We start from the raw sequence: 15,135 nt of genomic DNA, 5'->3' as shown, positions 1-15,135 counted from the left end.
CTGGCTTATGCGCTGGTTTCTAACCGTGGAAATAGAACTGGAGTTCTACTGATAGTCGCACCCTCAGGAAGTTGACCCCATGTTGCAACATCAGCAATTTTTTGTGCAGAGAGTTCCCCCAACTTCTCACGCGCACCAAGACTCTGCCACAAAATTTCGCAGGTCGCCGGCATAAAAGAGTTTAATAAAACAGCTAAGGCGCGAAGAGATTCGGCGGTGTTGTAGAGAATCCCTTCGAGCTCATTTTGATTTGATGGGTCCTTGGCTAGTATCCAAGGCTCTTTCTCAGTTACATAACCATTAACCCTTTTGCAAAAATCCATTATCGCCACTATCCCACCTTGGAAATCCAAAGCGCAAATGGCTGAATCGGCTTTATTTACTGCGTTATGAAGTGCTGCCTCCAAATCTGCATGGTGAGCCAGCGCTGGCAAAACCCCACCACAGTACTTTTCAATCATCGCCGCGCTTCGCGATGCTAAATTGCCAAAATCATTTGCGAGCTCTGATGTATACCGTGCCGACATGTCTTCCCATGAAAACGAGCCATCAGATCCAAATGGAATCGCGCGTAAAAAATAGTATCGGAATGCATCGACTCCGTAGTGATCGGTAATATCACTTGGAATGATTCCAGTGAATTTGGTCTTGCTCATCTTTTCTCCGCCGACTAAAAGCCAGCCATGTGCGAAAACCATCTTAGGCGTGGCCAGATTTCCAGCCATCAACATTGCAGGCCAAATAACTGCATGGAAACGAAGAATTTCTTTCCCAATTAGATGAACATCTGGTGGCCAGATTTCTTCAAACTTTTGGCCACCTTCACTATCTGACTCGTCTCCGAGACCGACCGCTGTTGCATAATTGAGAAGTGCATCAAACCATACATAAAAAATTTGATTCGTGTCCCATGGTACTTGGATACCCCAGTCAAAGCTCGATCGTGAAATTGATAAATCAGTAACGCCACTTTTGAGAAAGGAAATTACTTCGTTCCGCGCGCTTTCAGGCTGGCATGCGTGCGGGTTCGCAGCATAGTGCGCTAGCAATGGCTCTACGAATGCGGAGAGGCGAAAAAACCAATTGTCCTCTTTAATGTTTTCAACCGGAGTTCCATGCAGCGTGCAGAGCCATTCTTCACCGCTGAGTGTCATATCACCTGGTAGTTTGAATTCTTCGCATCCAACGCAATATGGACCTTCATACTTTCCTGCATAGATATGGCCAGAGTCTTTCAATTTCTGCAAGAAACGTTGAACTCTTTCAGTGTGGCGAACTTCGGTTGTACGAATGAAATCATCATTAGCGATATTGAGGTTTTCCCAGTTTGGTTTCCACTTACTTTCAACGAGTTCATCTACCCAGGCTTGTGGAGATACTCCATTTGCCTCTGCAGTTCGCATAATTTTTTCGCCATGCTCATCGGTTCCAGTTAAAAACCAGACATTTTCACCCTTTTGTCGATGCCAACGAGAAAGAACGTCTCCGGCAACTGTTGTATATGCATGCCCAATATGAGGAGCATCGTTGACATAATAAATTGGCGTCGTCACATAGAAGGATTTAGTCACGTGCTCATCTTATTCGCATCGACCACGGCGGCATAAACTATGCGCTTTGCAATACCGAACTCTTGTGCCACCGATGCGATGGCCGATTTTCGATCCATGCCAGCGTTTTCAAACTCACGAACTCGCCCAACCATTTCTTCGGCCGTCATAGCCGCCGAATCAGTTGAAGCTCCTTCGATAACCAGAGTTATTTCCCCTAGGACTTCATTGGAATCTGCCCACGTTGAAAGCTCGGCCAAAGTGCCTCGAATAGTTTCTTCATATCGTTTAGTCATTTCACGGCAAATTGCACCTCTACGATCAACACCGAAAACTGAAATCGCATCTTCCAGCGAATCTCCTAAACGGTGTGGGGCTTCAAAGAAAACCATTGTGCGCTCCTCGTGACGCAGTTTTTCAAAGCCTGTTTGACGTGCGCCAGATGCCCGCGGCGGGAAGCCCTCAAAAGTAAAACGATCAGTTGGTAGCCCCGAGAGGGCAACAGCCATTGTCACCGCACTTGGCCCAGGAATCACGCGTACTTCAACACCGTTTTTTATCGCCTCTCGCATTAGGCGAAATCCTGGATCACTTATTGTGGGCATGCCCGCATCTGAAACAACCAAGACCGTAGCCCCAGTTTGGAGTTCGTTAAGCAGTTCTCGAGTGCGCTCTTCTTCATTGCCTTCAAAAAATGAGAGCACTCTGGCGGAAAAACTGGTTTCCATATCTGAGCACAGTCGGTGAAATCTTCTCGAATCCTCGGCTGCGATAATCGTTGCGCTTTCAATAGCCGCTTTTAAGCGTGCGCTCGCATCACCAAAGTTGCCCAGCGGGGTCGCCGCCAATATAAGAACCATGGTTACATCATCTCAGTAAATTAACCAATTAAGCGCATACGATTACGCATATGGTCGCCGCCCTTGCCCCTTTACTCATTGCTATTTTCTCTCTAGCGCTTCGCTTGATCAATCTAGGTAGGCCTAAAGGATTCATATTTGATGAGGTCTATTACGTCGATGGTGCTAGAGATTTTTTGAAATTTGGCGTTGAAGTTTCGGGTAACAAACCTGAATTCATCGTTCACCCACCCGTTGGGAAATGGTTAATTGCAAGTGGCATCAAGATTTTCGGAGACAACGAATTCGGTTGGAGATTTGCCACCGCAGTAGTTGGCACATTGTTAATTCTTCTCTTTGCACGTTTGGTACATATTCTCTTCTTCTCACCATTACTTACCGCGATGGCTGCAGCTCTTATGGCAATGGATGGATTGTTGCTAGTCCATTCTCGGACAGCGTTGTTAGATTTGTTTTTAACGTTCTTTGTCCTGCTTGCGGTGTATTTATGGTACCGTCAAAGACATTGGTATGCCGCAATTGCAATTGGTTTAGCAATGGGTACTAAGTGGAGTGCTCTATATTTTTTGCTAGCGATGGCGCTTGTTTCACTGTACAGAGTTTTTTCCTCTTATTCCGGTCGAAAATTAATCCGACCTTCATTGGTAACGTTTGCGCAGTACGGTCTTCTTCCAATTGTTGTTTATGTAAGTACATGGAGCGGTTGGTTTATTAGTAAGCGTGGATGGGATCGGAGTTGGTCCTCAAACGTATTACTTTCCTGGTGGCATTACCACGCCGAAATGTTGGGATTTCATACTGGCCTGACTGAAAAACATCCCTATCAAGCAAACCCTTGGAGTTGGATGATTATGGGGCGACCAACATCATTCTTCTATGAATCTCCGCAGGGATGTGAATCTAAAAATTGTGCGCAAGAGATACTGGCAATAGGAACACCGATTCTCTGGTGGTTTGGCACAATCGCAGTTGCCGTCGTGATTGGTTATTGGTTTCTTTCATTATATCGACGTAGTACCGAAGGTGTATTAAATCTAACCGTTCTTGGAATCATCGCAGGCTATCTTCCTTGGTTCTTTTTCCAACAACGCACAGTATTTGCCTTCTATGCAATCATTTTTGAACCCTTCGTGCTTTTAGCGCTTATTTACTGCGCCAAACTCATTCTAGATAGTGCAATGCAACCTCACTGGTCAATAGGACTAGTGACGACTGTAATGATTTTAATTTTCTTAAATTTTATCTATTTTTTACCACTCTTTACTGGAGAGATTATTAATTACGATGAGTGGTTGAAGCGAATGTGGTTTAAATCGTGGATCTAACTACTCGTTAGATGCCCGAGACTGATTCAAACGTTGAACTGCCTCATCGGCAAGTTGTTGATCAAATATCTCATTTCGTGAGGGAGCGGTCGCGGCCAAAGCTTCGCGCTCGAGACGTTCTTGCTCCTCACTCCATGCTCCCGGAGTAGTTAAATCAATTACTCGTTTTGGAACTATTGCTTTCGGAGCACTTACATAAGTAGGGACAGGAACTTCAGCCGGTTGCCAAGCATTACGCATGCTCGCAGTCCCTTGAGGCAATATCACAACACCTTTAAGTTCGCGCTCAGATAGTGGGACCCAATGTTCTTGGGAAGGTTTAGGTGTAACTACCTCAACCAGATTAGTTGCCGAGACTCCAGAAGTTCGTCTATGCAATTGTTGTATGCGACGATGCTGAATTCGCTCAGCGACACTTTGGCGTCGAACGTTTGCAACATAAATCAAAATACCAGTTGCAGGAACAAGTGCATACAAGAAAGGCATCGTATTCATAAACCCACCCACAAGCGTTGATATTAGTGAAAAAGTTAGTAGAACAAAAATTATTCGTCTCTGCAGAAGTAACTGTGCAATTTTTGCTTCACGATCTAAATCAATATGGAGAAGTCCACCGTTGTGACTTGTGTGCGGTGAAGAATTTGCCACAACGGTCAGAGCAACTTTAAACCGCTCAACTGATTTACCAGAAAATTCGTTCCGGTCATGGATCCAACGGGGTGCAAAATATGCGACCCACATGCCGATGATCGCAATATAAATTAGTCCGGAAGCCATGATGTATAAAGATAAGGGTGAATCCCATATATTTCGGGGATTTAGGTGCTACTTAATGGAGAGATTTTCCTTAACAAAACAGATGTGATCGCGCCAATTTCCATCGATATGCAAGTAGTTAGACCGATTTCCCTCGAAGATATAGCCAGCTTTCTCTGCCACCCTACGCGATGCACCATTCTCTGGCCGAAGATTTATCTCAATACGATGGAGCTTCAACGTGTTAAATGCAAAATCAGTAAGTAGAACCACTGCCTGACTCGTGTAACCCTTATTTGCATAGTTACGGTCAATCCAATAACCGATATGGCCTCCACGCAATGCACCGTAAATAACCCCACCTAGTGAGATTTGCCCTATCAAATTTCTCTCTTTCCACATGGCAAATGAGAATGAACGACCATGCCGGGCCTCACTATTGTGAGTTCGAACCATTTCAAAGTACGAGGGAAGCGTGATAGCGGGCTCATCGGCTGTATCTGATGGATAAAGAAGTGGAATTGTCGCCTCCCATGGCGAAAGCCATGCTCGATTCTCGGCGCGAACTGCATTCCATCTACTATGGTCTCGAAACCTGAGTGGCCGCAAGGAGATTTCATCTCCATTGAGAATGTGGGGCCAGCTCTGCTTCATCTCTTATTTATATATATCTTCGCTCAAGAATCACTACCGTAACCTCATCTCCAGCCAACAATGAAATCTCTTTTTCCCCAACTGCGATAAAAGCATTGGCATTCGAGAGTGTGGACAGCTCCTCCTGATCACTGAGCGGCATCACGGATTTTGCATCTTCAGATAGCACCGCGCGGATATAGGAGCGCATTCCTGGGGCCGATTCAACTGCTTTTTCAAGCTTTGCCTTTACTGAGGGGCGATGAATAGTTGCCGCACCAAGCATGGTTCGAATCATTGGACGAACAAAGAGTTCAAAGGAAATGTAGGCTGCAATCGGATCCCCTGGCAGAGTAACGACAGGCGTCTTATCCGGGCCGATCTGCCCAAAGTTATGTCGCCCGCTTACTTCAACGGCCATATCCACAGTAGTTATCTCGCCCATTCTGGAGAGAGTGCGGGTAATAAGATCAAAAGATTCATCCTGTCTCTCACCGCTAATAATTATTAGATCCGCCCGAACTAATTGATCTTCAATAACGCCCTGGAGCTCGTCTTCATCATCTGGAATTGAATGAACTCGGTATGCAACTGCTCCAACTTCACGCACGGCCGTCGTGAGCAACCAAGAATTGACTTCGAACTTTTCTTCACCTACAAGGCTTTTCCCTGGTTCAACGAGATCTGGACCGGCTGAGAGAACTACAACTCGCGGATGGGGGCGAGTCGGTAGATGATCTCGCCCAATCGATGCTGCAAGACCGATTTGTGTTGATCGAATTCGACTACCGGCGCGCATGACCAAGCGCTCGCCCGCATAGATATCCTCAGAAAGTGTTGCCCCGTGAGCATCTAAAAGAGGCATATCAAAAGAATCCAGTGGGGTGCATATTGCGATGAGCGATGTAAGAAACCCATCTACTCGCGTGTGCTCTGTCATAATCACACCATACTTGTTAGGCCGACCTTTCTTTGGGATTTAGGCCTACAAATTACAGGGAGAGCTAGATGAATCAGAACACAGTAAAGAAAGAGCTCCGCGAAAGATTGCGACGCGAAAGGAGACAGAAATTCATTCCATCTAGTTTTTCAATTATTTTGAATTCACCGGAAATTCTTACTGCCAAGACAGTAGCTTCATATTATTCAATTGGCGACGAACCAAGCACACATCAGATTAATAAGGCTCTTCTTGACGCCGGTAAACGCTTACTTCTGCCCCGAGTAAATGGGGAACATTTAAATTGGATCGAATGGAATGGTGATGAGTCCTCGTTAAAAATTACAAAAAAACTCTCTGAACCCAAAGGTCAACCGGTTCAGGATCTGAGCACTGTAGATGTGATGATCGTGCCTGCATTACATATAGACCACGAGGGATACCGGCTCGGCCAAGGTGGCGGTTACTACGATCGCGCTTTGGCTTATATTCCCGGCTGGAAAATTGGCTTAGTCTATGCAGGAGAGTTAACCAGTGAGATTTTGCCACGCGAGGTGCATGACATCCCATTAAATGCCGCAGCTACTCCTTCAATCCTTGTGCGATTTAAAGGTTAACTTGACGGGAGATTACGTGCCATAACAATACGCTGAATCTGATTTGTACCTTCGTAAATCTGAGTTAACTTCGCATCCCGCATCATTCGTTCTACTGGATAGTCAGAAACGTATCCATAGCCACCTAAGATCTGAATAGCATCCTGCGTCACTTTCATAGCCATATCACTTGTAAAACACTTACTAGCGGCTGAGAAGAACCGTAAATCTCTTTCGTTATTCTCACTTTTAACTGCCGCAGCATATGTGAGCTGACGGGCAGCTTCTACATTCATTGCCATGTCAGCTAACATAAATTGCACGCCTTGAAAATCGAAAATTTCTTTGCCAAACTGTTTACGTTCATGAGAATATTTAGTGGCTACATCAAGTGCGCCTTGGGCTAAACCCAATGCCTGTGCTGCAATAGTGATGCGTGTGTGATCTAAAGTATTCATTGCAAGTGTATATCCACCGCCAATCTCACTGATTCGACGATCATCACTTAGTTTTATACTGTCAAAATAGACTTCACGTGTTGGTGATCCTCTAAAGCCCATTTTCTTTTCAGGAGCGCCAAAGGAGAGTCCTGGATCAGATTTCTCAACAATAAAAGCGGTAATTCCCTTTGACCCCAGCGATGAATCTCCTTGGGCAATGACCGTATAAAAATCGGAAATTCCTGCATTAGATATCCATTTCTTACTTCCATTTAGAACCCAACCATCGCCATCACGTTCGACTTTTGTGCGTAGCGCCGATGCATCCGATCCTGCATCGGATTCTGATAAACAGTAAGAAAAACCCATTCCTGAGACTAACTGGGGAAGCCAACGCCTTTTCTGCGCTTCACTGCCGCCCAAAATCAAAGGCAAAGAGCCCAGTTTATTCACGGCAGGAATAAGAGAAGATGAACCGCAAACTCGTGCAACCTCTTCAATAATAATTACTGTGGCAAGCGCATCTGCACCATCGCCTCCAAATTCAGTCGGAACATGCGCGGCGCTTAAGCCCGCTCTTTGAAGAGCATCAGCGGCCTCTTGCGGGTAGCGATGGTCTTCATCTACTGATTGTGCAAAGGGAGCAATCTCTTTATTTGAAAGTGCGCGTACGCTTGCGCGTAGCTCCTTATATTCATGTGGAAGGTCAAATAAGTTTTCCATTAGGTATCATTCCTATCGCGCTCGGCTAGTTTTTGTAAATACTCATTGTAAACAGCGAGTTCATCTGGTTGTCCCATCGCCGCCGCTCTCGAGGTGTTTCGATCAATTCGTTGTGCTTCACGCGAATCATCTTTGACCCAACTTATGAAGGTTGCCACGAGAGCCAAGAGAATTGGGATCTCGCCCATAGCCCAACCAATAGATCCACCTAACTGTTGATCAGCTAAAAGATCTGTTAGCCATGGGGTTTTGAGCGAAGCAAAATAGCCTTGATCTATCAGCGTAGTGGATGACATTAGCGCCACCGAGAAAAAAGCATGAATACTCATCGCCGCAAATACGATGACTATGCGCGCTAGGTGCGGAATACGACGCGGATTGGGGTCGACGCCAATAATGACATGAAAAAAAAGAATTCCTGCGAGAATAAAGTGGATACTCATAAAGAGATGACCCACATAACTCTGCATCATTCCACCAAATAGCCCTGTGAAGTAAAGTGCAAATAGTGAGCCATCGAAAAAAGCTAAAGCGACAATCGGATTAGTGAAAAAACCCGCCACTTTGGAGTGAAGTGCAGCAAGCAGAGTTCCACGCACGCCGCGTTCATTACTATTTCGACCTTGTGGCAGAGTTCGAAGTGCAAGAGTAATCGGTGCACCAAGGACGATACCGATTGGCGCAATCATTCCTAAAACCATGTGCGCAACCATGTGATATGAAAAAGCAAAGTGGGCATAGAGCCCAAGTCCGCCACTTGTTGCAAAATCAATTCCAGCAATACCGAGACCGAAGGCAATGCTGCGTCCAACTGGCCAGTTATCGCCTCGACGTGTCATTAAAAGTACGCCTTTGATATAGAGAGCCACCGCAGTAATCAGAACTCCAATCATCAGCGCATCGGGTTCGTAACTGAAAAGAATTCGGCTCCATGTAGGAGGTGGCGGTGTACTAATCCCAGTAATAGCAACAGCCGGGTCGAATTCAGGAACTATCGGACGCGCCGGAGGCTCATTTGTTGAAAGCCAAGCGCCTATTGCAACAATTGCAACCAAGATGATCGCCTCTGCAAATATTAAACGTCCGAAACCCAGCCAATCAATGCGCTCGCGTAATGCGAGATTTGTGCGGTGCATATAGCCAATAGAAATTAAAATTAATGTCACTACAATTTTGGCGATTACAATGTATGCATATGCCGAATTCCAAGCGCCTTGAAAATCTAAGCGCGCCCATGCATTAACCGTTCCGCTTGCAACAACTGCGATAACTGCCCATAAAGCTAATTCGCTGAACCGAGAAACAGCAATCGGTCTATCCTCTGGATCTAACAGCGCAATAGCAATAACGCCACCCACCCACAGAGAGAGTGCTGCAACGTGGATTACTAATGCGCCGATCGCTAAACCATGAGAACCACTTGATTCAGAGTGACTCTGAAATACTGGAGCCACTAAGCCTATAATCGATAAAAATAAAACAAAGGCCGCAGTAAGAATACTTTTGATGTGATAGGCCGAAATTGCGACTAAAAGCGCAACTATCAGTTCAAAGAACAAGTACTGACCGAGCGTAATCTGAGTAATAAATGAGCGTAGTTCATTTGGACCTAATGCAATTGAAATAGACTGGTCAAGAATTGTTGCCAATGTAACAATGATTGTTCCAGCACTACCGAAGCTCCACACTATCGCCGAACTCCACAACAGACGTTTCAATTTGTGCGTTTGGGTAGAAAACTTTCCTTCAAAATCTAAAAGGAGAAAGGCCATTGCCAGAAGAGTTCCAATGGTCGTAAAACTACCAATAAGTGAAAGAAATTTAAAAAACGTTCCCAGTGCGGTCATCGGTCTTTAAAGAGCTTGCGAGCATAGAGTGAGAGTCCAATCAAAACAAAGAATGCAACTACTAAAATGGCAAAGATAAAAACATTTGTTCCCCAGCTGCTGCTCGCCGGAGTTTGTTGTTGCGTAGGAGTCGGCGTTGGATCAGTTGGGGAAATCACACTTGGGGCAGAGAAGTTAAATGTAAATGAGCCTTGAAGCGGAGCCTCACCTTCAGAGTAAAGTATGTAAGACACTCTATACATTCCAGATTCAGTTAAGGCTTTTAAACCGATCGATACATTAACGCCGTCGAGCGCAATTGTTCCATCGTCCACACGCAGTCCAGATGGATCCGTCACCATCAATTCATTCGCATCTGGAATAAGTTCGGTCTTAGTTGTTAGGGTTACTGAACTAGGTGGTGTAGTCAGAGTTGAACCACTGATGGGAAGTGTGCTGATTAGCGAATTTGCCGAGGCGCTCGCCACGCCACAATAAGAAAGCACAATAAGAAGCACCGCCAGGCTCTTAATTCTCACCGTAATGCCCCATTTCTTAATCTCGATTCGACCCTATCGTGCCACTTCTTTAGACTTAGCATCTACCCCCACAAGGGGGTTACTTCTTGCAATTGGAGCGACCGTGCCCACATATCAATATGCGTGTAATGCCTGCTCTCATGAGTTCGAGGCGTTTCAAACTTTTTCTGATGACTCCTTGACCAAATGCCCTGTGTGCACCGGTGAGATTCGCAAGATTTATTCAGCCGTTGGAGTCGTTTTCAAGGGCTCCGGGTTCTATAAAACCGACTCGGTGAAAAAGAAAACTACGAGCGAGGTTTCTTCCCCAGTCCCAGCACCGACACCAGTCGCGCCTGCACCTAAGAGTGATTAATCTTCGTGGTGGGGCGGCTTATCTGATTTGATTTCCTCATCGCGCTTTGCCGCTTCAGCAGCGGCCTCAGGATCAATCTCATCCGTTGTTACGGTGGGGAAGATATTGCTCATAACCATTAGTCTAGACGAAGAAACCGGTGTCGTACATGTTTGAAAAACTTGGCAGTTTTATCGTTCGGCGACGAAAAAGTGTGCTCACTTTTTTCTTACTTGGCACTCTTGCTGCAGGCGCTGTTGGGTCATTAGCTTTTGGAAAACTCGATAGCGGCGGTTATTCAGATCCACAGAGTGAGTCAGCCAAAGCGACCACATACATAATTGAGAAGTTTAAAGTACATGAGCCAATTATTACACTGGTGGTGGATTCAAAAACGAGTGTTGATGATGCCCAAGTTGCAGTAAGCGCATCGGCATTAGAAAAAGAGATTCGTAGCGTTAAGGGAATCTCAAAGACTTACTCATACTGGTCTACCGGTGGTGCTCCAACCATGCGCTCAACCGATGGGAAAGCTGGTTTCATTCTCGTTTATGCAGATTTAAAATTAGATGACTTCGATGGATTTAACTCGCTCGGAAAAGTGGTTCAAGAGAGATTTGATGGAGAATATAAAGACTTGCAGGTTTATGCCGGTGGCGGCGCAGTCATTACTCAGGCCATCAACCATCGTATTGAAAAGGATCTTCTTCTGGCTGAATCCATCGCTATTCCATTTACATTTCTATTATTGATTTTTGTCTTCGGGGCTATGGTCGCATCGGCGATGCCTTTATTTGTTGGCGTTACGGCGATTCTGGGTTCATTTTTGCTGATCTATCTCTTAACGCTTTTCACTAATGTAAGCGTTTTTGCCCTCAATCTCATTACTGGCTTGGGACTGGGATTAGGAATTGATTACGCCCTGTTGATGGTCAACCGGTTTCGCGAAGAACTTCACCATGGAAAATCCGTTGAAGAGTCGGTTATAACTACCGTTGCAACGGCCGGTAAAACGGTTTTTTATTCAGGATTAACCGTCTTTGTAACTATGGCATCGCTCTTGTTCTTTCCACTTAACTTCTTGAAATCATTTGGTTATGCGGGAGTTGCAGTAATTTCACTTGCTGTTATTGGCGCAGTTATCGCGCTACCTGCACTTCTTGCAATTTTAGGAGAGAGAGTTGATAAGGGTGTCGTGCGTAGAAGTGCAATTACCCCGAAGGAAGATGGCAGGTGGGCACACACTGCACGGACAGTAATGCGACGCCCAATTCCCGTTGTGGTTGCTTCGCTGACAATTCTTGGCATTATGACTCTGCCTGTTGCAAATATCGCCTTCGCCCAGATTGATTCACGAGTATTGCCCGCCTCTGACCGGGCAGCGATTTCCTCTCAGATAATTGAGAGCCGCTTTGATGGACTTCTAGGTAGTCCAATCGAAGTTGTTGTCCCAGATGGTGTTGGTCGCGAAGTTGAAATCTCCGAGTTTCTCAATCAAGTAAAGACCGTCAATGGTGTAGTTCGAATTGGTGCCTTTGAAACCTACGGCCAAGATATTCGCGTGCAGGTTATCTCCTCTGTTGCATCTCGAAGCACTGCATCTGAGCAAGTAATTCGGGAGATTCGTGCCTTAGAGAAACCAGTCGGGACTCTCATTGGCGGGGCTGCCGCAGATTTCACTGATTCGCAGGATGGAATTGCCTCCAAACTTCCATTCGCACTTGGTTGGATTGCTTTAACCGTTTTAATTCTTATCTTTGTTTTCACTGGTTCAATAATTCTTCCAATAAAGGCAATAATCCTTAATGCGCTATCACTTTGCGCAACATTGGGTGCGATTACATGGATCTTTATTGATGGCCACCTGAAATGGCTAGTAGGAGATTTCACACTCACTGGAACCCTTGATACAGGTTCGGTTATTTTGGTCGCTGTTGTCGTCTTTGGACTATCCATGGATTACGAGCTCTTTCTGCTTTCACGTATCCGGGAAGAACACTTGACAGGAAAATCCAATGTCGAATCTGTCGCCATTGGCCTACAACGTTCGGCGCGCATCATTACCGCTGCCGCATTGCTATTAGCTGGTGTATTTGCAACATTTATGACTAGTGGAGTTACCTCAATAAAGATGCTCGGATTTGGTGTTGCACTCGCTGTCTTACTCGATGCCACATTAGTTCGGGCTTTATTAGTTCCAGCCCTTATGCGTTTATTTGGCGAACGCAACTGGTGGGCGCCGAAATGGATGCAACGCTTCACCTTAAAACACTGACACATGTGAGAAGGTGTCACAGTGAGATATGAGAATGTATTTGTTTTGAGCCCAGGAAGATCAGGTTCTAAATCTTTCGTAGAGGCATGCAAACATTTATCAAACTACTCGGCTTCACATGAGTCACGGGGCGGCAAGTTTGGAGACGAACGTTTTGCATATCCTCAGTTTCATATTGAGGCAGATAATCGACTGTGTTGGTTCCTCGGCCCTTTGAGTGAGCGATTCAAAGAAAGAGAAGTCCTATACGTTCATTTGAAAAGAGATTACGAAGCAACCGTCGATAGCTTTCTTCATCGCTTGCGCAACAGCACCTACCGCTCTTCAATAATTGACGCCTTCGCGCACGGAGTTTTAATGAAGCCGGGAGACTGGACGCCTGAGGAAGAAGTTGACGTAGTTCGCCTTTATGTTTCCACAATTCATTCAAATATTGAACTATTTCTCGCCACCCGTAATTCAATAAATGTAGAGCTCGGCGATAACGGAAGTAGTTTTGATCTATTCCTTAATGAAATTTCGGCAGAAGGCGATCTCACTTTGACGCGTAATACCTGGCAACAAATTCACAACGCCCGATAATTAATGTGCCCCTTTGGCCTCTTTATCAAGCAGAGACCCTCTGATTCGTCAAGCAATAGGTTCAGTATTTACCAAGCTGGCTTGAACGATATACCGCTTCGGCGCGTTACCTACAAATCTAAATGGATAGCAAGTGCTTAGAGTCAGTATCGCATCTTCATTTGGCACAATTACCGTTTTATCATTCGCTTTAACGATTCGTATCCTATAAACCTCGTAAATGAATTCGCCATGTTCTGTTGTCACTATTAGTAAATCTTTAATCTTAATATTGTTCAATTTTTTAAAAACTGTACCACGGTGACCAGCTAGTACCGAATTGTCACTTACCCCCGGCAATACGCTTCTTACATAGTGCCCAACGCCTCGCTTCAATTCTTTAGGAGTAGTCCCTTCTATTATTGGAAGATCACGCTTAAGTCGAGGAATTGAGAGTACGCCTATAACTTCCCCAATTTTTGGTTGAGCTAGCACTATCTTTGCTTTTGCTTGAATTGATAACTCCAATTTGGGCAAATCCTGCCTGCCCAAATTGGAGTTCATCTTCAATATTTCGACCCCTGCGTAACTAGACGCTTCTAGTCCTATTGAAATGAATAGTATAGAAACCAAAACAAACGCTAATTGAGATCGCCTCACTTCAGGTGTTTTTTATTAGTTAGCTAAGCACGCGAGATTTACGAAGTCCCACTGCTCCAGCAGCACTAATTAATAATCCTGCAACCAAATAGTTAAACCAAGGCGATGAAGTATTTGGCAGGGTTCCACCATCCTCTGTCGTTGGATCATTTCCACCATTCTCATCCGTTGGAATATCTATGGGCACATATACTTCGTATGGGCCAAATGGACCCACATCTTCACTCGTTCTTGTGATTGTGACTACTTGTCCAGCTTCTAACATAACCAAGCCAGCAACCGTCCCTTCGCCGCTCCAACTTCCCAAATAGCCATCTATAACTGGAGTGCTTACCACATAACTTCCGGGCACAACCACGAAAGTAACTCCAGAACCATTGGCACCTGCAAATGGACTTCCCACTACATCAGTTCCCCAATGCTTTACTGTGAAAATGAAATCACTTGGGAGTTTCGTTCCACCGTTGTCATTAATAACTGTATTTATTACGTGAATCGTTCCCATTGTTTCTACGGAACCGACTGGCGAACTATTTTGTGTCGAGGCTCCATGCGAAGGTGCAAGTACAAACAAAGTTAGAAATGCAGTACCGATAATTGCTAAACTTTTCCTATATTTAATTGCCATTCTGTTACTCCGTTTTTCAAATAATTACAAAGAAGAAAATCTTCTCTGATTTTTTCATATTAGACTTGATTAGCTCTTTCTTATGCAAAAATCAGGACAGAGAACATTAGTAATCCTTCTCGAATATTAGAGCGAAAACATTAGGAATCCTTCTAAAAGATTAGGGTATAAACATTAGGAATCCTTCTAAAAGATTAAGATCTCAAACTTTAGGAGCGCACATTAACTAAGATCTTCAGAAAGTTACACAAACGTTACAGATTGGAAATACCAATTTATCTACCGTTGCTTTTGATGAATGTTTAACTCGCCCTACTAAATATTTAGCATTTATAACTTGAATAACTGATTTGGTGTTAAGAAAAGTTATGAACCGGGCACATTAAGGGCACGGTTCAATTTACAGTGGAGATGAGTGTCCTCGGCCGGAGTCGGACCGGCGACCTACCGCTTAGGAGGCGATTGCTCTATCCACTGAGCTACGAGGAC

At 44.9% G+C, this 15,135-nt stretch carries 15 protein-coding genes and 1 tRNA gene; 5 read left to right on the top strand and 11 right to left on the bottom strand.

From position 1 onward, the window contains the following. Positions 1-5: 5 nt before the first annotated feature. Complete coding sequence (gene metG / locus Q8K48_03005; GenBank protein MDP1851368.1) at positions 6-1,571, bottom strand: methionine--tRNA ligase; 1,566 nt, start codon at positions 1,569-1,571, stop codon at positions 6-8. Continuing rightward, entirely contained in the window at positions 1,568-2,410 is an 843-nt protein-coding gene (rsmI, locus tag Q8K48_03000) for a 16S rRNA (cytidine(1402)-2'-O)-methyltransferase (protein ID MDP1851367.1), read from the bottom strand. Before rsmI ends, metG begins: the two co-directional genes overlap by 4 nt. A gap of 50 nt (positions 2,411-2,460) precedes the next feature. On the opposite strand from rsmI, the gene Q8K48_02995 reads away from it, so the two are divergent. After that, positions 2,461-3,735, top strand: coding sequence for a glycosyltransferase family 39 protein (locus Q8K48_02995; GenBank protein ID MDP1851366.1), 1,275 nt, complete (start codon positions 2,461-2,463; stop codon positions 3,733-3,735). Here the strand turns inward: Q8K48_02995 and Q8K48_02990 are convergent, their stop codons facing one another. Genes Q8K48_02990 through Q8K48_02980 form a run of 3 tightly spaced genes read right to left on the bottom strand, consistent with a single transcriptional unit; the run spans position 3,736 to position 6,064 of the window. Next, the gene (locus Q8K48_02990; protein MDP1851365.1) at positions 3,736-4,512 is read right to left on the bottom strand and encodes a hypothetical protein; all 777 of its coding nucleotides are present in this window, start codon (positions 4,510-4,512) and stop codon (positions 3,736-3,738) included. A 48-nt stretch (positions 4,513-4,560) separates the two neighbouring features. Then, positions 4,561-5,145, bottom strand: coding sequence for a GNAT family protein (locus tag Q8K48_02985; protein ID MDP1851364.1), 585 nt, complete (start codon positions 5,143-5,145; stop codon positions 4,561-4,563). A 7-nt stretch (positions 5,146-5,152) separates the two neighbouring features. Further along, positions 5,153-6,064 carry a molybdopterin-binding protein gene (locus tag Q8K48_02980; protein MDP1851363.1) on the bottom strand — a complete coding sequence of 304 codons (912 nt, stop codon included), beginning with the start codon at positions 6,062-6,064 and terminating at the stop codon, positions 5,153-5,155. Between the two features lie 68 nt (positions 6,065-6,132). Here Q8K48_02980 and Q8K48_02975 point away from each other — a divergent pair, with 68 nt between their 5' ends. Beyond that, the gene (locus Q8K48_02975) at positions 6,133-6,681 is read left to right on the top strand and encodes a 5-formyltetrahydrofolate cyclo-ligase (protein ID MDP1851362.1); all 549 of its coding nucleotides are present in this window, start codon (positions 6,133-6,135) and stop codon (positions 6,679-6,681) included. On the opposite strand, the gene Q8K48_02970 is transcribed toward Q8K48_02975, so the two are convergent. From Q8K48_02970 to Q8K48_02960, 3 genes are all read right to left on the bottom strand, one after another. Then, positions 6,678-7,823: an acyl-CoA dehydrogenase family protein gene (locus Q8K48_02970; GenBank protein MDP1851361.1), complete on the bottom strand. Its 1,146-nt coding sequence runs from the start codon at positions 7,821-7,823 to the stop codon at positions 6,678-6,680. The two genes, Q8K48_02975 and Q8K48_02970, sit on opposite strands and share 4 nt — an antisense overlap. Next, a complete protein-coding gene (locus Q8K48_02965; protein MDP1851360.1) occupies positions 7,823-9,595 on the bottom strand; it encodes a cytochrome c oxidase assembly protein in 1,773 nt (590 codons plus the stop codon). The genes Q8K48_02970 and Q8K48_02965 overlap by 1 nt, the downstream gene beginning before the upstream one ends. Positions 9,596-9,666: 71 nt before the next feature. Next, complete coding sequence (locus tag Q8K48_02960) at positions 9,667-10,188, bottom strand: copper resistance protein CopC (protein MDP1851359.1); 522 nt, start codon at positions 10,186-10,188, stop codon at positions 9,667-9,669. 4 nt (positions 10,189-10,192) lie between these two features. Between Q8K48_02960 and Q8K48_02955 the strand changes: the two genes are divergently transcribed. The 3 genes from Q8K48_02955 (at position 10,193) to Q8K48_02945 (ending at position 13,379) form a co-directional block, all read left to right on the top strand. Further along, positions 10,193-10,543 (top strand): zinc ribbon domain-containing protein, encoded by a 351-nt coding sequence (locus Q8K48_02955; protein ID MDP1851358.1) that lies wholly within the window; start codon positions 10,193-10,195, stop codon positions 10,541-10,543. A 148-nt stretch (positions 10,544-10,691) separates the two neighbouring features. Continuing rightward, complete coding sequence (locus tag Q8K48_02950) at positions 10,692-12,797, top strand: MMPL family transporter (GenBank protein MDP1851357.1); 2,106 nt, start codon at positions 10,692-10,694, stop codon at positions 12,795-12,797. A 21-nt stretch (positions 12,798-12,818) separates the two neighbouring features. Next, positions 12,819-13,379: a hypothetical protein gene (locus Q8K48_02945; GenBank protein MDP1851356.1), complete on the top strand. Its 561-nt coding sequence runs from the start codon at positions 12,819-12,821 to the stop codon at positions 13,377-13,379. A 48-nt stretch (positions 13,380-13,427) separates the two neighbouring features. Here the strand turns inward: Q8K48_02945 and Q8K48_02940 are convergent, their stop codons facing one another. From Q8K48_02940 to Q8K48_02930, 3 genes are all read right to left on the bottom strand, one after another. After that, positions 13,428-13,886 carry a class D sortase gene (locus Q8K48_02940; protein ID MDP1851355.1) on the bottom strand — a complete coding sequence of 153 codons (459 nt, stop codon included), beginning with the start codon at positions 13,884-13,886 and terminating at the stop codon, positions 13,428-13,430. A 151-nt stretch (positions 13,887-14,037) separates the two neighbouring features. After that, positions 14,038-14,646, bottom strand: a complete 609-nt coding sequence (locus Q8K48_02935; protein MDP1851354.1) for an LPXTG cell wall anchor domain-containing protein — start codon at positions 14,644-14,646, stop codon at positions 14,038-14,040. A 416-nt stretch (positions 14,647-15,062) separates the two neighbouring features. Next, positions 15,063-15,135 (bottom strand) — tRNA-Arg (locus Q8K48_02930).

Source organism: Candidatus Planktophila sp. (genome assembly GCA_030681675.1).
GTDB lineage: Bacteria > Actinomycetota > Actinomycetes > Nanopelagicales > Nanopelagicaceae > Planktophila.
This window is presented reverse-complemented; position numbering and strand designations above follow the sequence as displayed.